This is a genomic window from Acinetobacter sp. YH12136 (assembly GCF_013418545.1).
Classification (GTDB): Bacteria; Pseudomonadota; Gammaproteobacteria; order Pseudomonadales; family Moraxellaceae; genus Acinetobacter; species Acinetobacter towneri.
Map to the genome: position 1 here is coordinate 57,075 of NZ_VPBV01000002.1, position 20,230 is coordinate 77,304.

18 protein-coding genes are annotated in these 20,230 nt (G+C 40.7%); 15 read left to right on the forward strand and 3 right to left on the reverse strand.

Going from position 1 to position 20,230, the window contains the following annotated elements; all coding sequences use genetic code 11:
* Positions 1–29: 29 nt before the first annotated feature.
* The 11 genes from fis to FTU71_RS01600 all read left to right on the forward strand — a co-directional run bounded on the left by fis (position 30) and on the right by FTU71_RS01600 (position 15,545).
* Positions 30–299, forward strand: coding sequence for a DNA-binding transcriptional regulator Fis (gene fis, locus FTU71_RS01550; protein WP_001086304.1), 270 nt, complete (start codon positions 30–32; stop codon positions 297–299).
* A 92-nt stretch (positions 300–391) separates the two neighbouring features.
* A complete protein-coding gene (gene purH, locus FTU71_RS01555) occupies positions 392–1,966 on the forward strand; it encodes a bifunctional phosphoribosylaminoimidazolecarboxamide formyltransferase/IMP cyclohydrolase (RefSeq protein WP_180111193.1) in 1,575 nt (524 codons plus the stop codon).
* A gap of 170 nt (positions 1,967–2,136) precedes the next feature.
* Positions 2,137–3,420: a phosphoribosylamine--glycine ligase gene (purD, locus tag FTU71_RS01560; protein WP_004973125.1), complete on the forward strand. Its 1,284-nt coding sequence runs from the start codon at positions 2,137–2,139 to the stop codon at positions 3,418–3,420.
* Positions 3,421–4,204: 784 nt separating this feature from the next.
* Positions 4,205–5,077 carry a MetQ/NlpA family ABC transporter substrate-binding protein gene (locus tag FTU71_RS01565; RefSeq protein ID WP_096900915.1) on the forward strand — a complete coding sequence of 291 codons (873 nt, stop codon included), beginning with the start codon at positions 4,205–4,207 and terminating at the stop codon, positions 5,075–5,077.
* Positions 5,078–5,151: 74 nt separating this feature from the next.
* The gene (locus FTU71_RS01570) at positions 5,152–6,177 is read left to right on the forward strand and encodes a methionine ABC transporter ATP-binding protein (protein ID WP_179993777.1); all 1,026 of its coding nucleotides are present in this window, start codon (positions 5,152–5,154) and stop codon (positions 6,175–6,177) included.
* Entirely contained in the window at positions 6,174–6,869 is a 696-nt protein-coding gene (locus FTU71_RS01575; protein ID WP_004973122.1) for a methionine ABC transporter permease, read from the forward strand. Before FTU71_RS01570 ends, FTU71_RS01575 begins: the two co-directional genes overlap by 4 nt.
* A gap of 244 nt (positions 6,870–7,113) precedes the next feature.
* On the forward strand, positions 7,114–10,677 hold the full coding sequence (gene dnaE, locus FTU71_RS01580; RefSeq protein ID WP_180111195.1) for a DNA polymerase III subunit alpha: 3,564 nt from the start codon (positions 7,114–7,116) through the stop codon (positions 10,675–10,677).
* A 28-nt stretch (positions 10,678–10,705) separates the two neighbouring features.
* Positions 10,706–11,554, forward strand: a complete 849-nt coding sequence (locus FTU71_RS01585; protein ID WP_004973119.1) for an RNA methyltransferase — start codon at positions 10,706–10,708, stop codon at positions 11,552–11,554.
* Positions 11,547–12,344 carry a serine O-acetyltransferase gene (cysE, locus tag FTU71_RS01590; RefSeq protein WP_004973118.1) on the forward strand — a complete coding sequence of 266 codons (798 nt, stop codon included), beginning with the start codon at positions 11,547–11,549 and terminating at the stop codon, positions 12,342–12,344. Before FTU71_RS01585 ends, cysE begins: the two co-directional genes overlap by 8 nt.
* A 174-nt stretch (positions 12,345–12,518) precedes the next feature.
* The gene (locus FTU71_RS01595; protein WP_004973117.1) at positions 12,519–13,421 is read left to right on the forward strand and encodes an ABUW_2363 family tetratricopeptide repeat lipoprotein; all 903 of its coding nucleotides are present in this window, start codon (positions 12,519–12,521) and stop codon (positions 13,419–13,421) included.
* Positions 13,422–13,550: 129 nt separating this feature from the next.
* Entirely contained in the window at positions 13,551–15,545 is a 1,995-nt protein-coding gene (locus tag FTU71_RS01600; RefSeq protein WP_180111197.1) for an alpha/beta fold hydrolase, read from the forward strand.
* Between the two features lie 74 nt (positions 15,546–15,619).
* Here FTU71_RS01600 and FTU71_RS01605 read toward each other — a convergent pair whose 3' ends face one another.
* The 3 genes from FTU71_RS01605 to FTU71_RS01610 all read right to left on the reverse strand — a co-directional run bounded on the left by FTU71_RS01605 (position 15,620) and on the right by FTU71_RS01610 (position 17,096).
* A complete protein-coding gene (locus FTU71_RS01605) occupies positions 15,620–16,426 on the reverse strand; it encodes a maleylacetate reductase (RefSeq protein WP_253103578.1) in 807 nt (268 codons plus the stop codon).
* Positions 16,387–16,662 (reverse strand): iron-containing alcohol dehydrogenase, encoded by a 276-nt coding sequence (locus FTU71_RS14565; RefSeq protein ID WP_253103581.1) that lies wholly within the window; start codon positions 16,660–16,662, stop codon positions 16,387–16,389. The genes FTU71_RS01605 and FTU71_RS14565 overlap by 40 nt, the downstream gene beginning before the upstream one ends.
* 254 nt (positions 16,663–16,916) lie before the next feature.
* Positions 16,917–17,096, reverse strand: a complete 180-nt coding sequence (locus FTU71_RS01610; protein ID WP_004973110.1) for a hypothetical protein — start codon at positions 17,094–17,096, stop codon at positions 16,917–16,919.
* Positions 17,097–17,338: 242 nt separating this feature from the next.
* Here FTU71_RS01610 and FTU71_RS01615 point away from each other — a divergent pair, with 242 nt between their 5' ends.
* The 4 genes from FTU71_RS01615 to FTU71_RS01630 all read left to right on the forward strand — a co-directional run bounded on the left by FTU71_RS01615 (position 17,339) and on the right by FTU71_RS01630 (position 20,228).
* Positions 17,339–17,746 (forward strand): rhodanese-like domain-containing protein, encoded by a 408-nt coding sequence (locus tag FTU71_RS01615; protein ID WP_096900921.1) that lies wholly within the window; start codon positions 17,339–17,341, stop codon positions 17,744–17,746.
* 148 nt (positions 17,747–17,894) lie between these two features.
* A complete protein-coding gene (locus FTU71_RS01620) occupies positions 17,895–18,329 on the forward strand; it encodes a DUF2946 family protein (RefSeq protein ID WP_154321263.1) in 435 nt (144 codons plus the stop codon).
* 145 nt (positions 18,330–18,474) lie between these two features.
* On the forward strand, positions 18,475–18,732 hold the full coding sequence (locus FTU71_RS01625) for a DNA-binding transcriptional regulator (protein ID WP_004973099.1): 258 nt from the start codon (positions 18,475–18,477) through the stop codon (positions 18,730–18,732).
* Between the two features lie 236 nt (positions 18,733–18,968).
* The gene (locus FTU71_RS01630) at positions 18,969–20,228 is read left to right on the forward strand and encodes an OmpP1/FadL family transporter (protein ID WP_180111199.1); all 1,260 of its coding nucleotides are present in this window, start codon (positions 18,969–18,971) and stop codon (positions 20,226–20,228) included.
* Positions 20,229–20,230: the final 2 nt, after the last annotated feature.

Genomic DNA, 20,230 nt, shown 5'->3' on the forward strand with positions numbered 1-20,230 from the left:
AGTGATATCTGATTTTCGGATTAATTCGCATGAATAGCAAATCTCCTATTTTTACTGCACAATCTGATGTTGCTTTACGTATTCACGTAGATCGCGCAGTTCGCCATTATTTTGCACAACTACAAGGTGAACAACCTTCACAAGTGTATGACATGGTGTTAGCAGAAATGGAGAAACCTCTTTTATCTGTTGTTCTTGAATACACTCGCGGTAACCAAACACGCGCTGCTGAAATTCTTGGACTAAACCGTGGTACTTTACGTAAAAAGTTAAAAGCTCACGGTTTAATGAGTGAATAAGTGATAAAATGCTTGCGACCTCCGCAGGCATTTTTTTTACCTGCATTTTGCTAGTTTGTTTTAATCTGTAATTGAAAACTGTGACGAAGATCATGACTATTAAACGCGCTTTAATCTCTGTTTCTGACAAAACAGGTATTGTTGAATTTGCACAAGACCTTGCTGCTCTTGGGGTAGAAATTTTATCTACTGGCGGTACTTATAAGTTGCTTAAAGACAACAATATTGCTGTCGTAGAAGTATCAGAGCATACTGGTTTCCCTGAAATGATGGATGGTCGTGTAAAAACGTTACACCCAAAAATTCATGGCGGTATCTTGGCTCGTCGTGGTCTAGACGAAGCAGTCATGGCAGAACACAATATTGATGCCATCGACTTGGTTGTTGTTAACCTTTATCCATTTGCTGCGACTGTTGCAAAACCAAATTGTTCACTTGCAGATGCGATTGAGAACATCGACATTGGTGGCCCTACTATGGTTCGCGCTGCAGCGAAAAACCATGCTTCTGTAGGTATTGTAGTAAATGCTTCTGACTATGCGACTGTTATTGCAGAAATGAAAAGCAACGGTGCATTGTCTTACGAAACTCGTTTTGATTTGGCAGTGAAAGCATTTGAACACACTGCACAATATGACGGCATGATCGCCTCTTACTTAGGTGCACGTGTAGGTAAAGAAGAAGGTACTGCTGACCAATTTGCACGTACATTCAATACACAATTGAACAAAGCGCAAGATTTACGTTACGGCGAAAACCCGCATCAATCTGCAGCGTTCTATGTAGACCCTGCTGCAACTGAAGCTTCTGTTTCTACAGCGAAACAGCTTCAAGGTAAAGAATTATCTTATAACAACATTGCAGATACTGATGCCGCACTTGAATGTGTGAAATCATTTGCAAAACCTGCTTGTGTGATCGTAAAACACGCGAACCCATGTGGTGTTGCTGTATCTTTAGACGGTATTCAAGCGGCTTATGACCTTGCTTATGCAACTGACCCTGAATCTGCATTTGGTGGCATCATTGCGTTTAACCGTGAGTTAGACGTTGCGACTGCACAAGCGATTGTAGACCGTCAATTCGTTGAAGTGATCATTGCACCAAGCATTGCTGATGGCGTACTTGAAGTGACTGGCGCGAAGAAAAACGTACGTGTACTGGTATGTGGCGAACTTCCTGCGATTGATGCACGCGCTCCACAAATGGATTACAAACGTGTCAACGGCGGTTTATTGGTTCAAGATCAAGACTTGGACATGATCACTAAAGATGACTTAAAAGTTGTGACCAAACGTGCACCAACTGAACAAGAAATTGACGACATGATCTTTGCTTGGAAAGTTGCGAAATACGTAAAATCGAACGCAATTGTTTATGCAAAAAACCGTCAGACCATTGGTGTTGGTGCAGGTCAAATGAGCCGTGTAAACTCTGCTCGTATTGCTGCCATTAAAGCAGAACATGCAGGTTTAGTGGTTGAAGGTGCAGTAATGGCATCTGACGCATTCTTCCCATTCCGTGATGGTATTGATAACGCAGCTAAAGCTGGTATCAAATGCATTATTCAACCGGGTGGTTCTATGCGTGATGAAGAAACGATTGCAGCAGCAGATGAAGCTGGTATTGCAATGGTCTTCACTGGCATGCGTCATTTCCGTCACTAATTAAACTCATTAATTAGAAGTCGTATTTAATAATCCTCCGAAATCTCCCTTTTTTATAAAAGGGGGACTTTTCACGTAAGGGAACTGTGTTTTATACACAATCCCCTTCCTTTTCAAGGGTGAAAAGCATAACTTCGCTAGGGGGATTTTATTCTTTGAGGGATTTTTAGATGAACATTTTGGTTTTAGGTAGCGGCGGTCGTGAACATGCGTTAGCATGGAAAATCGCACAAGATGACAAAGTCGCTAAAGTCTTTGTTGCACCGGGTAATGCGGGTACTGCAACAGAAAACAAATGCGAAAATGTAGCGTTAGATATTCAAAATAACCCTGCAATCATCGACTTTGCCAAAAATAATGCAGTTGATTTAATCATTGTTGGTCCTGAAGCACCACTGGTCAATGGTGTGGTAGATGCCTGCCGTGAAGCGGGTTTAAAAATTTGGGGCCCAACCCAGTTTGCTGCGCAGCTTGAAGGTTCTAAAGCCTTTGCCAAGCACTTTTTAAAACGTCACAACATTCCAACTGCATTCTATGACGTATTCACCGAAGTTGATGCGGCAAAAGCATTTGTTGAAAAAAATGGTGCTCCAATCGTGATCAAGGCGGACGGTCTTGCTGCAGGTAAAGGCGTGATCGTGGCGATGACCAATCAAGAAGCATTTGATGCAATTGATGACATGCTAGCAGGCAACAAATTTGGTGATGCGGGTTCGCGTGTAGTTATTGAAGAATTCCTTGCCGGTGAAGAAGCTTCTTTCATTTGTATGATTGATGGCGACAACATCCTTCCTATGGCAACTTCACAAGACCACAAGCGTATTTTTGAAGGCGACCAAGGTCCAAATACTGGTGGTATGGGTGCATACTCTCCTGCCCCTGTCGTGACTGCAGACGTATTTGAAAAAACCATGAATGAAGTGATGCGTCCTACTGTTGAAGGTATGAAAAAAGACGGTCATGTTTATACAGGTTTCTTATACGCTGGCTTAATGATTGACGACAAAGGTCAACCAAAAGTGATCGAGTTTAACTGCCGTTTTGGTGACCCAGAAACACAACCAATTATGATGCGCTTAAAGTCATCTTTGGTAGATTTGGTTGAAGCAGGTATTGCTGGCAACTTACCTGCCGAAGCAGACTGGGATGAACGCAAAACTGTCGGGATTGTATTGGCGACTGCGGGTTACCCTGAAACTTCAGGCAAAGGTGATGTGATTTCTGGTTTAGAAACACAAATGGCAGATGCGAAAGTATTCCACGCAGGTACAGCAAGCAATGCCGATGGTGAGATTGTGACCAATGGTGGTCGTGTACTGTGTGTAACTGCGCTCGGTAATACCATTGGCGAAGCGCAAGCTAAAGCCCTTGAACTGTGCGAAAAAGTTACCTTTGATGGTGTGCAATATCGTAAAGATATTGGCTATCGTGCCATTGCTCGTGAAAATGCTTAAAATTTTTAGTTTAGCCTAAAAATTTAAGTCCATAAAAAAGCTCGTCACTGTACGAGCTTTTTGTTTATCAGGTTGTAACTCATGTACATTGTGGTAATCTACGTTTATAAAATACTTTAGATCAATAAACATGCAAAAAATAAAAAGCTTCAAAGAATTTTTAATTTCAATATTCGTTGAGTTTACATTGCAAATACTTTTTATTTTTGCAGGATTAATATATTTGGCTTATGTTTTTATAGGGATAGGTTCATTGTTACTCTGTTTGCCTTATATATGGGCGATATATTATCGTTGGAAAAATCATTCATAACTTCTTTTATGTATTTACAGCCATGTTCTGATTCTTGTAACTAAGCCGATTTCATACCGACAATTTCATATCTCGTTTTTTACTATCGATTGCAGAATAAATTTTAAAGCACCTAAATATTTAAACACTTGTTCAAATCCTTAATCTTTACAGAATATATTTATTTATAAGAACTTATTTTGACTTATTCGCTTTCTGTTGTAAAACAGTGATATGCATAACATACACAGCACTATATAGAATTATTTTTTATTGTTATGATGGTGCATCTTTTGAAAAAGTGAATTGCCCATCCATCTCAAAATTATTGATTGAGCTGTGGGCTGACTTTTTCAGTACTCAAACAATACCTACAACATATTTGAGAAACATACAAAATCATCATCATGCGATTCCATCCATCGTGCTGATTTGATTCTTCTCAATCATTGGCAACTTTAGGCACTGCTTAAACTTGCTCGGGATATATTCATGAAAAAGCTCCTTGGTCTTGTACTTGGTCTTTCAGTTGGCTTGGCTGGCTGTGGCAAACAAGAAGCGCCTGCGACTGACGCGGCACAAAAAGATTCTTCTGCTCTACACACTGTCACTATGGCATCGACTGGTTCAGATGCAGATATTTGGCGTTTTATTGCCGACTTACCTGAAACCAAAGCAGCAGGTATTCAACTTGAAGTGAAAAACTTCACCGATTACGTGTCAATGAACACGGCGGTAGCAAATAAAGAAATTGATCTTAACGCATTCCAATCTTATGCCTATATGGTGGCATTTAATGCCAACAATAAAGATCAAATTGCACCAGTAGCGACAACTTACTTAGAGCCAATGGGTATTTACTCAAGCAAAGTGAAAAAGTTGGATGAGTTCAAAACAGGTGCAACCATTGCTATTCCAAATGATGGTGCCAATGAATCACGTGCACTGTTATTACTTCAATCGGCTGGTTTGGTTAAACTGAAAGATGGTTTTGACAATGTTCAAGGCACGCCTGCAGACATCGTAGAAAATGCTAAGCAAATTCAAATCAAACCAATTCAAATGGCAACGGCTGTACGTGTAAAAGATGAAGTCGATGCAATTGTCTTGGGCAACACCCTTGCAATGGAAGGTGGTTTGAACGTACTGAAAGATTCAATTTATTACGAACCAATTGACCAAAGTACAAAAATGAATGTCAATATTCTCGCGACTGCTGCAGATCGTCAAAATGACCCAATCTTGCAAAAAGTAGGTGCGTTGTATCATACCGAAGCGGTGAAGCAATATATTGATCAGCACTTTGGCGGAACAAAAGTTGCGGTAAATAAACCTGTCAGCTATTTCACTGAAGCAGCAAAATAGTAATATAATGCGTTAAACAAAACAGGCAAAGCGAACTTTGCCTGTTTTTTCATTTATGGACATTTCTTGACGATATGATTGAATTTAAAAACATTTCAAAGCACTATCAGCTCAAAGGTCAAACACTGCGTGCGTTGGATCAAATTAATCTACAAATTCCAACAGGCAGTATTTTTGGCATTATTGGCTATAGTGGTGCAGGTAAAAGTACGTTAATCCGCTTGATCAATTTGTTGGAGCGTCCAAATGCTGGGCAAGTCATCATTCATCAAAAAGATTTTACTGCACTCAATGCCCGTGAATTGCGTCAAGAACGTGCCCATATTGGAATGATTTTTCAGCACTTCAATTTATTGCAGACCAAAACTGTGGCTGCCAATATTGAAATGCCGATGAAACTGTTAGGCTGGAACAAAGCCAAACGTGAAAAACGTTTAAATGAATTACTTGAGTTTATTGATTTAAAACATAAAAAAGATGCCTATCCTGATGAACTTTCAGGCGGACAAAAACAACGTGTCGGTATTGCGCGTGCGCTAGCCAATCATCCTAAAATTTTACTCTGCGATGAAGCGACTTCGGCACTTGATCCGCAGACTACCAAATCTGTACTGGAATTACTGAAAAAAATTAACCGTGAACAAGGCATTACCATTGTAATGGTGACGCATGAAATGGATGTGATTGAATCGGTTTGTGATTATGTTGCAGTGATGGAACAAGGCAAAGTGATTGAAACAGGTTCAACCTTGGAAATTTTTAGTCAGCCGCAACACCCGACCACTAAAAGCTTCATTCAAACTGTGTTGCAGCAACAATTGCCTATCAATATTTTGAATAATCTGGAAAATCAAAATCAGCACAGCATTTATTGTCTGAAATTTTTAGGTAAATCGGCTCAGGAAACCGTGATTCAAGCTATCATTAAACAGTTTGATATTAGCCTGAATATTTTATTTGCCAATATGACCGAAATTGATGGTGCTGTGATTGGGCAAATGTTCATTCAATTACTCGGTGATGCAAGCGTCATTCAACAAGCACTTGAATTTCTGCAAGCCAATGGTGTTGAAGTTGAACAGTCAGGAGTACAAGCATGAGAGATTTAATTGTACAGTGGCTAACCTCAGTAACTGCGCCTTTCTGGAAAAGCTCTTTATCTATTGACCAGTTTGTTACAGCCTTACAAGAAACCTTTCACATGGTGTTCTTTGCCATGTTGTTTGGTTGTATCTGGGGCTTTATTCAGGGCATTACCCTTGTAGTGACTCGTCCGACAGGTATTTTGCCAAACCGTGTGATTTATCACGGGCTTAACCCGATTGTAAACGCACTGCGCTCCCTACCCTTTATTATTTTATTGATTGCGGTGATTCCGCTGACTAAATTGTTAGTGGGTACATCCATCGGAACTTGGGCAGCCATTGTTCCACTGACCATTTATGTCGGCCCGTATATTGGTCGTTTGGTAGAAACTTCACTGCTTGAAGTCAATGAAGGGATTGTCGAATCTGCACAGGCAATGGGTGCTACACCCTTACAGATTATCTTCAAATTTATTTTACCTGAAGCACGTAGCTCACTCATTTTGAACCTAACCACAGCCACCATTAGCTTAATTGGCGCAACTGCTATGGCAGGCGCAGTCGGTGCAGGCGGCATTGGTGACCTTGCTATTTCTTATGGTTATCAACGCTTTGATAGTAGTGTCGTGATGCTAACCGTGGTGGTCTTATTAATTTTAGTGCAATTGGTGCAAAGTTTAGGCGATTGGTTATCTAAACTCAGATAAATCTTTCATCTACACATCAGAAATAGATTCACCATTTAACTCCTTGCTACTCGTATGAGTGTGTAAGGGGTTAAAACCACACTCCTTCTCCATGCATACGTGATTCACGCCATATCAACATCCAAAAAACTGAAATTTTGATATACGGTCAAGATCATCGAAAACCGTAGGAAAAACTTTGCAGCATGTTTTGTCTTGAACAGAGCATGCTAAACTAACCCGTGATTTTTTAAGGGACTGATTCATGCGCTTTGTTCATTTAGGTATACATACAGAATTTTCGATTACCGAGTCGATTGTACGCATACCTGACTTGATTAAAGCTGCAGTCAATGAAGAAATGCCTGCTTTGGCATTGACCGATCTCTCTAACCTACACGCTGCCGTAAAATTTTATGGCAAATGTTTGGGGCAAGGCATCAAACCGATTTTAGGTTCAGTGCTGCGTTTAAATGATGCCGATCATCGTGTGACGCTATTGTCGATGAACAATCACGGCTGGCGCAATCTGACCGAACTGGTGTCGCGTGGCTATATTGAAGGTCAGCAACTCAATATCCCTTGCGTCAATAAAGCATGGATTTTAGAACAAGCCGATGACCTAATTCTGTTACTCGGCATTCAAAGTGATGTCGGCAAAATGCTGATCACGTCCAATCCACAAAAAGCCGAACCGTTGCTAGAAGAATGGATCGAAAAATTTGGTAATCGGGTTTATTTGGCACTGACCCGTACAGATCGTCCCGATGAAGATGCTTTTATTGCCGAAGCGGTTAAATTAGCTAAAAAATATAATATTGGCGTGGTGGCACATAATGATGTGCACTTTGTCCGCCGTGAAGATTATGAAGCGCACGAAGCGCGAGTTTGTATTGCCGATGGTTATGTTTTAGGGGATAACCGTCGTCCTAAAACGTATAGTCCTGAGCAATATTTTAAAACTACTGCAGAAATGACGGAATTATTTTCCGACATTCCAAGTGCTATTGAAAACAGCTATCACATTGCCAAACGCTGTAACGTCACGCTGCAATTGGGTAAATATTTCCTTCCAGATTATCCAATTCCAGAAGGACACACCATTGATACCTACTTCGCGCACCTATCCAAACAAGGTTTAGAAGAACGTCTAAATGTGCTCTATCCTGTCACACAGCGCGATGAAGACTGGGCAGAAATTCGCAAACCTTATGATGAACGAATTGAATACGAAATTAATATTATTAACTCGATGGGCTTCCCGGGTTACTTCCTCATCGTCATGGACTTTATTCAATGGTCTAAAAATAATGGCGTACCTGTTGGGCCGGGTCGTGGTTCAGGCGCAGGCTCATTGGTCGCTTATAGCTTAAAAATTACCGACTTAGACCCATTGCGTTATGAACTACTCTTTGAACGTTTCTTAAACCCAGAACGTGTATCCATGCCCGACTTTGACGTCGATTTCTGTATTGCAGGACGCGATAAAGTCATTGATTATGTGGCACGCACCTATGGACGTGATGCGGTATCACAAATTGCCACTTTCGGTACTATGGCCGCCAAAGGTGCGATTCGAGATGTCGCACGGGTTTTGGGCAAGTCTTATGGTTTGGCAGACCGTATTTCTAAACTGATTCCAACTAAACCTTTAGGGCTTAGTTTGGAAGAATCAATTGAAGCCGAACCACAGCTGAAAGATGTGGTGACCAATCCATCTAACCCAGACTATGACGATGCTTCAGAAATTTGGGAAATGGCTTTAAAACTTGAAGGCATTACCCGCAACACAGGCAAACACGCAGGTGGTGTGGTCATTGCACCAACCAAAATCACCGACTTTTCTGCGGTTATGTGCGATGCTGATGGAACCGCCCGTGTTGCACAATACGATAAAGACGATGTTGAATCGGCAGGTTTGGTCAAATTTGACTTCTTGGGTTTACGTAACCTGACGGTTATTGAAGATGCAGTACAAAATATCAATAAACGCATCCAAGCCGATACACCGCTAGATATTGCCCATATTCCATTGGACGATAAAGATGCCTATTTAGTCTTTGCCAATGCCAACACCACAGCGGTATTCCAGTTTGAATCCGTGGGCATGAAAAAGATGCTGAAAGAAGCACGCCCAAGCAAATTTGAGGAAATTATTGCCTTCGTGTCCTTGTATCGTCCTGGCCCGATGGATCTCATTCCAGACTTTATTCACCGTATGCACGGTGGCGAGTTTGAGTATCTGCATCCTTTGCTAGAAGGTGTGCTTGAACCAACCTACGGCATTATGGTTTATCAGGAACAGGTAATGCAGGCGGCACAGTATTGTGCAGGCTATACCCTCGGTGGTGCGGACTTACTACGTCGTGCTATGGGTAAGAAAAAACCTGAAGAAATGGTGAAACAGCGCCAAATCTTTATTGAAGGTGCTGCGAAAAAAGACATTGATGCCGCCACAGCCAACCATATTTTCGACTATATGGAAAAGTTCGCAGGCTACGGTTTTAACAAATCCCACGCGGCTGCTTATGCCCTCGTTGCCTATCAGACGGCATGGCTGAAAGCACATTACCCTGCCGAATTCTTGGCTGCGGTAATGTCGTCGGAAATGCAAAACACCGATAACGTGGTGTTCCTGATTGATGACTGTCGCCACAATGGTCTGGAAGTTTTACCACCTTCGGTAAATATGTCTTTGTATCATTTCCACGCCAGCGATGAACGCACCATTGTCTACGGACTTGGCGCAATTAAAGGCGTGGGCGAACAAGCCATGCAATCGGTGATTGATTCTCGCCAAAAAGAAGGTCCATACCGCGATTTATTTGACTTCTGTCATCGTATTGATTTGAAAAAAATCAACAAACGAACCCTTGAAGCCTTAATTCGTGCGGGTGCATTAGACTGTTTAGGCATCGAACGCTCAAGTTTAATGGCACAATTGCCAGAAGCGGTACAAGCGGCGGAACAAGCACGTTCCAACCGTGAAACAGGCATCATGGATTTATTTGGTGAAGTTGAAGAAGTACAACGTAAGCCTGCCAAACCTGTAAAACCATGGTCAGATGAAGTCCGACTTAAAGGTGAAAAAGACACACTTGGACTTTACCTCACTGGTCACCCGATTGATGTCTATCGCAATGAATTAAAAGCCTTTATTCCAAGTAAAATTAATGAACTGACGCCAACCCGTCGTGGCGTGACCACCGTCTTTGCAGGCTTGGTGGTGGATGTCGCCAACTTCCCAAATCGGATGGTGGTCACTTTAGATGATGGTACGGCACGTATTGAAGTATCTGCCAACCATGAGCGCTTCCAACGCTTTAAAGATATTGTACAAACTGAAAAAGTGGTGGTGATTGAAGGCGAAATTTACGAACGTGAAGGTTTTGACCGCCCAATGGGACGCTTAACCAAAGCGTTTAGCTTGAATGAAATTCGTCAAAAACGCGCCAATAGTATTCAAATTCACTTGCATGCAGAACATTTAAGCAAGACCTTGAGTCAAGACTTACAAAATATGTTGCTGCCTTATTGTAATGTGGATTTATGCACGCATATTCCTGTTTTATTGCACCTTGACTATGCTTATGCCACTGCAGAATTACATTTGGGCATTCAGTGGAAAATCGCACCCTTAGATGAAGCCTTGGTCAAATTGCGTGACTATTTTGGTAAAGAAAGCCTGCATATCGAATATCAAGTGAAATCCAAAGCCGCGAAAGCTGTCGATGTGGCGAAACCTGCATCGATTGCTCCACCACCTGCTGATATGAGCATGGATGATGCTATGGATTTATACCATACCGAAGTTGATCAATATTCTTAATTAAAAATTTAACCCATCTGGATTTGTTATGAGTCAAACCGACAATGCAGCTGTTGCCGCACACCTCTCCCACGTGCGTATTGTCATGGTGAATACCACCCTGCCTGCCAACATCGGTAGCGCCTTACGCGCCATGAAAACCATGGGGCTATGTAAATTGGTTTTGGTTGATCCAAAAACCTATCCGCATCCAGATATTGATGCTTTGGCGGCAGGTGCAACCGATTTAATTGAACAGATTGAAGTGGTTGAACAGCTCGAAGATGCAATTGCCGACTGCCATTTGGTCTTTGGCACCAGTGCACGTAGTCGTACTATTCCTTGGCCACTCTTAGATGCACGCCCTGCGGCAGAAAAGTCGTTAAATGCTGTGGCACAGCATGGGCAAAATGTTGCCATTATTTTTGGACGTGAAGATCGTGGTTTAACCAATGAAGAGCTGGCTTTGGCGAATTATCACGTGACGATTCCTGTCAATGAAGAATATGGTGTGCTCAATGTTGCTCAAGCCATTCAAGTGATTTGCTATGAAATGCGTATGGCTGCCATCGATATTGTCGGAAAAATTGCCGATCCTGCAGCGACGATGCAAGTGACAGATTCTGAAGCGATGCAATGGGATGAACCTTTGGTCAACCATGAACAAATGCAACAGTTCTATCCACATTTAGAAAAAATGCTGGCAGAAATTGAATTTATGGATCCAAAAAATCCACGATTATTGCCTTTGCGCTTGCGTCGGCTTTTCGGACGTATACAATTAGATCGTATGGAATACCATTTACTTCGCGGTATTTTTAGCCGCGTACAAGCAATGAATAACGGTTCATGGAAAAAATCTACATCAACACAGGACGAGGATCAAACTAATGCTTAAACAGCTCAAAGAAGACATTCAAGCTGTCTTCGCGCGCGATCCTGCTGCTCGAAATACACTTGAAGTCTTAACCACTTATCCAGGAATTCACGCTTTAATTATGCATCGTGTGGCGCATGAATTATGGAACAAAGACTGCAAGGGGTCGGCACGTCTACTCTCGTCATTTAGCCGTTTTGCTACAGGAATTGAAATTCATCCCGGTGCAAAAATTGGTCGTCGCTTTTTTATTGACCATGGCATGGGCGTGGTGATTGGTGAAACTGCTGAAATTGGTGATGATGTCACCTTATATCATGGCGTGACTTTAGGCGGCACAACGTGGAATAAAGGCAAACGTCATCCAACTTTGGAAGATGGCGTAGTAGTCGGTGCAGGCGCGAAAATTCTAGGCCCATTCACCGTACATAAAAATGCCAAAGTTGGCTCTAATGCGGTTGTGACCAAAGAAGTACCTGAAGGCGCAACTGCTGTGGGTAACCCTGCGCGCTTTATTATGAAAAATAAACCTGCCGATGATCAGGAAGCACGTCGTCGTGATTATGCTGCCAGTATTGGTTTCCAACCTTATGCAGCAACGCAGGACCAATCTGACCCAGTATTGGACGGCATGCGAGTATTACTAGATCGCTTGGAACAAAATGAAAAACGTATGAATTTATTATGTCAGCGTCTCTCTTTACTTGACCCAAGCTTTAAAAACCCACAGCAAAATGAACAACCTTATAGTGCAGAAGAATTAAAAATAATTGAAGATGTTAGACGTGAGTGTGAAGCACAAAGTAAATAGGGCTGTTTATTTGATCAATCCTACATACTTAAAAAAACTTCGTATCACTGTGTAACTAAGCCCCCTCAATTGTATTGCATGTTCGGAACAGATTTCTTAGACTGACCGACATGCAATATTTTAATCCGACACAATCACCTCTCACTTTTAAAATAAATTGAACGGAAGAACACCATGACCCTTAAGCCTTTGGCACTCAGTATTCTAGCCGCAACGCTCGTTAGCGCCTGTGTTGCACCACCAAAACAAGAAGTAAAACCACCTATCGTATTTACCGAACCTGAATTAAGTGCACCATTCTATGCCTTAAATCCATTTAATTATGATGCCCCACCACCATTTGAAATTAACCTACAAAAAGCAGCAGCACAGCCTGTGACTAAAATGGTGGTTACTAACCCAAATGATCCAAGCAAAAGCATTACCTTAGATCAAAACAAATTGATTGTACCTACGGTCAATAACAATGCCCGTAGCTTGAAGTTTGCAGTTTTGGCAGGTGAAAACGAAATTGACATCACCGAAATTGATGACTTCTTACAATTGGTCGAAGGCAAAGCACGTCACTATCCACCACGTTTTAGCGAACGTCAGGAACGTCGTGGTTTCGAGGCAAAGCTCAAAGAAGTGACTCAACAATTAGACACTTTGGCAGCCAATGAAAATGCCTCTTTTGATATTTTGATGCGTGCATTTAAAGCCAGTGTTATGGCACGTAACCTAGACTTAGGCTCTGTTTACACCACACGCTCACTTAACTATGCGCAACGTATCTTAAAAATTAATCAGGAAGATGCCGAAGCGAATTTCTGGTTTGGTTTCGGTCTGTCTGAAGGTGGCGGTCATCGTGAAGCCATTCCTTATTTAGACAAAGCCATGAAAGCAGGTGTGCAGGAAGCTTATTTGTCTGCGGCAAACAATTATATTGCCATGGAACAAAAGAAAAATGCAGTACAAACTTTGAAAAACTATAAAATCAAATACCCGCAAGAAGCCGAAGTGGCTGACCGTTTGATTGCTGAAATTGAAAAGCAAGGTCGCTGGAATGTGTGGCAAGTGATCGCACCACGCACTTAATAAAAAATCGATACAAAAATACCTAAAAATAGACCGTTTCGACGGTCTATTTTGCTTTCTACGCAATTGAAAAAGCTTTAAAAAAACGTATGATGGAAAAAAATCTTAAAAAATTAAGCCAGACTTTCCATGAATAAAATTGTGATTGCTGCATTGCTCAGTACAACACTGCTGTCTGGTTGTCAGGTGGTCAGTGTTAAAAATCAGGCGTTAAAAGTTAGTATTGCCAATGAACGTGATAGTATTTTATCGCGCAAAAAGCTCAGTGAAGCCAGTTTAAATGTCTTGTCGATGACAGGGCGTGAAGCCAATATTTGTGCCGAAAAACCTGAAGAATGTGTGAGTGCACTCAAGCAAATCCCACAAATTCAGGATGAACAACTGCTCTCAACCGCCAGTGAATTATATTTAGCGAAAGCGATTGAACTGGAAAATTCATCGTCCTGTAAAATCAGTATTCTGAACAGTAAAAGATCGGAAGAACAACAAAAAATTCATCAGGCCAATTATGAACAATGTTTAGATCAGCAATTGCACATGCTCGATCAAAGTATTCGTTATAGTTACGCCTACATGTTTAAAACCAAACGTGCGCCGCAAGACCGTCTTTTTGATAACAGACAAGTCCAAATTCGGGATTTTTATAATCAGGCGATTGCCAAATTGGTCAGCAGCTATGCGCTGCGCTATAAACACGATGAATTACAACAACAAATTCGTGTTGGCAACAGTATTTATGACATTGATTTTGATTACTACCCACAGTTGAAACAGCAGAAAATTCAGCAGTTGATGTCAACCTATAACCTGAACTTTTCGGGTTTGCGCTCGGTCACGCGCCGTGATGGTTTTGGGTCTGAATTTCTAGTGGTACTACCTGAAAATCCAAACGATGATCTGAGCAAAAGCAAATATATTATTGATCCGCTAAAATATGATTATCCTGCAGGAAAAAATCCAAATATTCACCAAGCTCGCTATTTAGCCGCGACAATCACTGCAGAACCACATAGCGCCAATTCCATTGAAGATATTTTGAATCGGCCGCATTTTAAGCTCAAGGCTTATGATCCGTATAAATATGAATCTGCCCAAATTGCACAAAAGAACTACCCGCTTGCAGCTAACTTTTCTGCACCTTATGGCTTGTGGTTAGCGCAAAATAATTTAGGTAAATCGGCTTATTTATCCTTAATTGATCGTGAAGAACGACTCAGTATGCCGCATTTGTACTTACTTGAGCCGTATAATCCGAATAAAAAAGTCATTGTCCTCATTCATGGTTTGGCCAGTAGCCCCGAAGCGTGGATTCGCTTAACCAACGATATTATGGGCGATCCTGTATTGCGGGAAAACTTTCAAGTCTGGCAAGTGTTTTACTCGACCAATATGCCAATTTTAGAAAGCCGTTTCCAAATTTATGCCTTGCTTCAACAAGGCTTTAAACAGGTCAGTCCTTCTGCTGCAGCCAAAAAAGATGCTGTAGTAATTGGACACAGCATGGGTGGTATTTTGGCACGTTTGTTGGTCAGCGATACTGATTTAACTCAACCTGCCATGCAAATGCTTAAAAACCGACGTCTGGAACGCTTTAAATCTGATCCTTTGTTGCAAGCACGTTTGCGCCTTAAACCCATCACCAATTTTAACCGTGCAATATTCTTGGCTGCACCGCATAAAGGTACAGAGTTTGCAGACCGCTGGTTCACCCTTGCAGCACGTAAAGTCATTCGCTTACCGACTGCATTTTTAAGCGCGTTTGCGGATACCTTGCAGCAACATGAAGTCGATTTAAAAAATATAACCAAAGAAATTGGGCATGGCGTCATTCAAAATGGACCGAGTGATTTAAGTAAAAATTCCAAATTTACGGAATTAACTGAAGATATTTTGCCTGTCAAAGGATTTAAATATCACAGTATTATTGGCAATAATACCGACAGCACTGAGCATCTGTTAATGAATGACGATGTGGTGCATTACAACAGTGCCCACTTAGATGGCGCTGTTTCAGAAAAAATTATTAAAGGCGGACATTCCATTCAGGAAACGCCAGAAGCTGTATTGGAACTGCGACGTATTCTTAGATTACATTTGCAAGATTTAGGCTTGTATAAACCGTAATCCGTCACGGCAAATAAAAAACCGAAGTCTAAGTGGCTTCGGTTTTTTATCTATCATGCTATTTTTTAGCAGCATTATAGCGGTGCTTGTCCCCAATAGGCTTTGGTCAATAAAGCCTCTAATTCGGCATAGTCATATTCACGTGGATTATAATATGGACTATCACAGATAATACGTGCCACTTGGGCAGGTGCTGTTTCGGGTAATCCTAAATCTTTAAGTGCCATTGGAATATTCAATTTTTGGTTAAGCTGATAAATCGCCAAGCCTAACTGTTCCCGATCTGACACATTTAAAGCCGCTGCCAGTTGATTCATTGCAGCAATATCTGCATGTCGGTTGTAATGCACTGAATACGCCAACACAATGGCGTGGGTTTGCGCATGTGGTAACTGATAGCGTCCGCCCAAGCTATGGCAAATTTTATGATGAATTGCCATACCCACCGAACCCAAACACACACCTGCCAACCATGCGCCATATAAAGCATGTTCACGTGCCTGCATATTATGAGGCGCTTGCACAATTTCAGGTAAAGCCTGTGCCAGTTGAGTAATCGCCTCTAGCGCCATTAAACTTACAATGGGATTTTTATCCTGTGCATATAATGCCGCAACTGCATGTGCCATCGCATTCATACCCGAACATACCGAAATTTCAGTGGGTAAGTTGAGTGTCAATTCAGGATCATAAATCACTACTTTAGGCAAAACTTGAGCTGCTTTGCCTGTGGTTTTCAGCTGGTTTTCGGTGATGCCATACACCGCAGTCATTTCACTACCTGCATAAGTGGTCGGAATTGCAATAATCGGTAAATGGGTTTCTAAAGCAATTGCTTTGGCTAAACCAATCGCAGAGCACCGCCGAGTGCCAAACAGCAATCGACCTTTAAACGCTGCACATCTTGAATGGCTTGATCGGCAACTTCTTTTGGCACATGCATCACCGCATGAGGATAGACCGCTACAGCCATGTCTTGGATTAGTGCCAATAAACGCTCGCCTGCGGCTTTTTGCCCTGCAGTGGCAATAGTTAAAATACGCCTATAGGTATAAGATCGTAAAATCTCTTGAATTTTTTGCAGATGACCTACGCCAAAATGAACATTGATTGGCAATACCTGATAATGGAATGCTTACATGTTATTAAACTTAAATATTGTCTTTAGATTTTAATAGCATTTAACTATGACTAGGCTGCTGAACAGCCCAATTCTGCAACGCTGCTTTGCAAATATTCAAATAAAACTCAAAACCAACTGTTTTGCTGTAAACACAAAAACCCATGATCGCATGGGCTTTTGGATCATTAAAATTAAATGCGATGAATCATCTATCAATTTTAATGTAAAGAAAACTTATACTTTTGTGCTTAGTCTATTTCTTTTAGGCACACTGCAGACAAAATTGGAATACCAAAACATGGAAGCAACAATAAAATCCAGTATTCCACGACGGTAGCTTCACCACTGATCATATTGATGAATAATCCACCAATGATTAATACCGCTGCAATTAAACCCAGAAAAATTCCAAAAAATCTTGCAGGCATTTGACGTCCCCTGAACAATCGAACAAAAGTGTTAGATCTAGTATATACCTTATAGTTGAATAAGATATGACTTTTTGATCAATTGATGACTTAAATTTTATTAGGATTTAAACACCTGATTTAAAATGTTTTTATAGAAAATCACAACGATATTCGATCAGACACATTTCCTAACAATAATAAAATCTTATTAAATATATAATATTATATTATATAAACTCAAAATAAATGAGTGTGGATGAATGAAAACACCAGATCAACTAATCACTGAAGCCAAAAGTGAAATTACAGAAATTAGCGTGCAAGAATTGCATGAAAAATATTTGCAACATCCCGATATTATTTTGATTGATGTACGAGAACCTGAAGAACATCAGGCTTGTGCAATAGACCGTGCAGTGAATTTTCCACGCGGCATGTTAGAAATGAAAATTGCACAACACCCTGTAGTAAACCACTATTGCGATGTTGAACGTGCTCTTACCAATCTGGCTGAACGAGATATTTACTTACTTTGTGGTACTGGTGCGCGTTCTGCACTTGCCACTCAAGCCTTACAAAGAATGGGTTTCGAGAAAGTCTATTCAATGCAAGGTGGTATGCAAGCTTGGCTGGAAGCAGGTTTTCCGACAGTTTCTTTTACAAGATGATACTAGGGTCTGTTGAATGCTTAAATAACGCTCAATATTAGGTTAAATATTAATTAAAACTTCGTGTAATACTTCAATATTTATCATTGTCATTTTTGTTATAGTATTACATGAATAAATTGAATAAAAGATTGATACAGTGTTTATGATGTGGGGCAGATTGCTAGGATTATTTGCAATCTTGTTACAAGTCGCTGTGTTCCTACAGCCTTTATTACCAGAGAAACAACATTTTTCCTCTGTCTGTGAAACTATTGCCCAAGCATTATTTTTAGAACGCACCGCACCCCATTCTTCGTATTCATCTACACACCATGAAACTGCGACTCATGTTGCATTCGGACTTGAAAGTTCACACGAACATGCATCATCTGAAGATGCGGCGCATACAGATCATGAATGTGAATACTGTCTAGTTTATAGTTTTGCACTACCATTATTTGAAAACAAAATCAGACCAATTTTAGTCCGAACGCAAATTCGGGTTTTGTCTTTTAAAACATCGTTTACACCAACACTATTTCAAACTGAGCCGCTTTTTGTTCTGCCACAAGGTCGTGCCCCGCCCCACTTTGACTCTTGAATTTTCTTATCATTTCTTACAGTGTTGCCATCTTTGCTTCACTCTAAAGTGTAAATTTTGCAGTATCAAATTTATGCAGCTGTAGGACAATACTTATTTTAATAACTCATTGACTTGTTTATTCGACCCTAAGGAGGAGATAACTATGCATCTGCTTCAACACAGTCATAATCATGTGAATCATACTGTAGAGCAAACGGCTTGTTTGGATTTAGCACAACAGATCATTAAAGTTCGGCAAAAAATGAATATTTCACAAACTGAACTTGCGGCAAAATTGTGTATCTCTGCCCGAACTTTAGAAAGTTGGGAACGTGGTGTTCGTCAACCCTCGAGTTCTGCTCAAGCATTAATTCGATTATTTATTAAATCGCCACAATTTGTGTTAGAAAATTTGGCATAAAGCACTTTATGATGATGAATTAAAGCAATGTAAATCAATAAAGAAGCTCCCAAGGGAGCTTCTTTGGTCAAAAGATTTGAAGCATCATTTTGATATACATATAGAATGAATACCCTTGCTGTTTTCATAGCTCTATATTCAAAAATATAATAAAGATATGAATTTATATTCAAATACAAGAATATAACTTTTCAATATACTGCCGCATATATCGTTTTTACTCGATCTATATTCTCATGAAATATCTATCTTCTTTTATCTCAATTGCTGTTATCGCACCTTTGTTTTCAACATCTGCTTTTGCAACAACAGGATATTTCATGCATGCATATAGTGCGAAATCTCAAGGAAATGCAGGCACAGCCATTGCCAATTTTCAGGACAGTCTGACTATTGCAAGCAACCCAGCGGGTTTGAGCTGGTTAGATAAGCGTGTTGATGCAGGTTTAACTATTTTCTCTCCAGATCGTGAGTCTGAAATTACAGGAAATGGTTATGGAGCAAATGGTCAGTATGATGGCAATAGCCGTAAATACTTTGTAATTCCAGATCTAGGTTATGTTCACCCAGTGAATGAACAAGTCACTGCGGGTATTGCGGTTTATGGCAATGGTGGCATGAATACCAATTATAAAAATAATCCTTATGCAGTTTATGATAATACAGGAAGCGCAGGTATTTCATTAACCCAAGCCTTTATTTCACCTGCTTTATCTTGCAAATATGCAGAAAATCAATCTATAGCTTTGGCTGCAAATATTTTATATCAACGTTTTAGCGCACAAGGTTTTGCTGGTGATGTATTTGGTGGTGCTTCGTCCAACGATGCAGCAATTAGCGACCGTGGCAATGACGATTCATACGGTGTAGGTGCACGTATTGGCTGGTCTGCAAAACCAAATGAGAAACTGACCCTTGGTGCAAGCTATTCATCTAAAATTAATGCCAGCCGCTTTAAGAAATATGAAGGTTTATTTGCCAAACAAGGTGATTTTGACGTACCTGAAAGCTATGGTGTAGGTTTAAATTATCAACTTACCCCTGCTTTATCAGTCGCGACAGATTACTTACGCATTAATTATTCAGATGTAGATTCTGTTGGCAATAAACTGGATCAATTATTCGCAAACAATAAATTTGGCACAACACAAGGTCCTGGTTTTGGATGGGATGACATCAATGTCTATAAAATTTCAGCGACTTATCAAGCCTCAGAAAAACTGACTTTACGTGCGGGTTATAGCTATAACGATCAGCCTGTTAAAAATGATCAAACCTTCCTAAATATTTTGGCACCAGGTGTGGTACAAGAGCATTTAAGTGTTGGTGCAACTCGGCGACTCGATGATCAACAAAATGTAAGTGTGGCTTATACACACGCACTCAAAGAAACAGTGCAAGGTAACAACTCTATCCCCGCTGATTTTGGTGGTGGCGAAGCCAATTTAAGCATGAGCCAAAATATTTTGGGCGTGTCATATAGTTTGAATTTTTAAAT

Excerpts from the sequence above, each read along its gene's own strand:
- fis (WP_001086304.1), top strand. The coding sequence starts at position 30 with ATGAATAGCAAATCTCCTATTTTTACTGCACAATCTGATGTTGCTTTA.
- purH (WP_180111193.1), top strand. The coding sequence starts at position 392 with ATGACTATTAAACGCGCTTTAATCTCTGTTTCTGACAAAACAGGTATT.
- purD (WP_004973125.1), top strand. The coding sequence starts at position 2,137 with ATGAACATTTTGGTTTTAGGTAGCGGCGGTCGTGAACATGCGTTAGCA.
- FTU71_RS01565 (WP_096900915.1), top strand. The coding sequence starts at position 4,205 with ATGAAAAAGCTCCTTGGTCTTGTACTTGGTCTTTCAGTTGGCTTGGCT.
- FTU71_RS01570 (WP_179993777.1), top strand. The coding sequence starts at position 5,152 with ATGATTGAATTTAAAAACATTTCAAAGCACTATCAGCTCAAAGGTCAA.
- FTU71_RS01575 (WP_004973122.1), top strand. The coding sequence starts at position 6,174 with ATGAGAGATTTAATTGTACAGTGGCTAACCTCAGTAACTGCGCCTTTC.
- dnaE (WP_180111195.1), top strand. The coding sequence starts at position 7,114 with ATGCGCTTTGTTCATTTAGGTATACATACAGAATTTTCGATTACCGAG.
- FTU71_RS01585 (WP_004973119.1), top strand. The coding sequence starts at position 10,706 with ATGAGTCAAACCGACAATGCAGCTGTTGCCGCACACCTCTCCCACGTG.
- cysE (WP_004973118.1), top strand. The coding sequence starts at position 11,547 with ATGCTTAAACAGCTCAAAGAAGACATTCAAGCTGTCTTCGCGCGCGAT.
- FTU71_RS01595 (WP_004973117.1), top strand. The coding sequence starts at position 12,519 with ATGACCCTTAAGCCTTTGGCACTCAGTATTCTAGCCGCAACGCTCGTT.
- FTU71_RS01600 (WP_180111197.1), top strand. The coding sequence starts at position 13,551 with ATGAATAAAATTGTGATTGCTGCATTGCTCAGTACAACACTGCTGTCT.
- FTU71_RS01610 (WP_004973110.1), bottom strand. The coding sequence starts at position 17,096 with ATGCCTGCAAGATTTTTTGGAATTTTTCTGGGTTTAATTGCAGCGGTA.
- FTU71_RS01615 (WP_096900921.1), top strand. The coding sequence starts at position 17,339 with ATGAAAACACCAGATCAACTAATCACTGAAGCCAAAAGTGAAATTACA.
- FTU71_RS01620 (WP_154321263.1), top strand. The coding sequence starts at position 17,895 with ATGTGGGGCAGATTGCTAGGATTATTTGCAATCTTGTTACAAGTCGCT.
- FTU71_RS01625 (WP_004973099.1), top strand. The coding sequence starts at position 18,475 with ATGCATCTGCTTCAACACAGTCATAATCATGTGAATCATACTGTAGAG.
- FTU71_RS01630 (WP_180111199.1), top strand. The coding sequence starts at position 18,969 with ATGAAATATCTATCTTCTTTTATCTCAATTGCTGTTATCGCACCTTTG.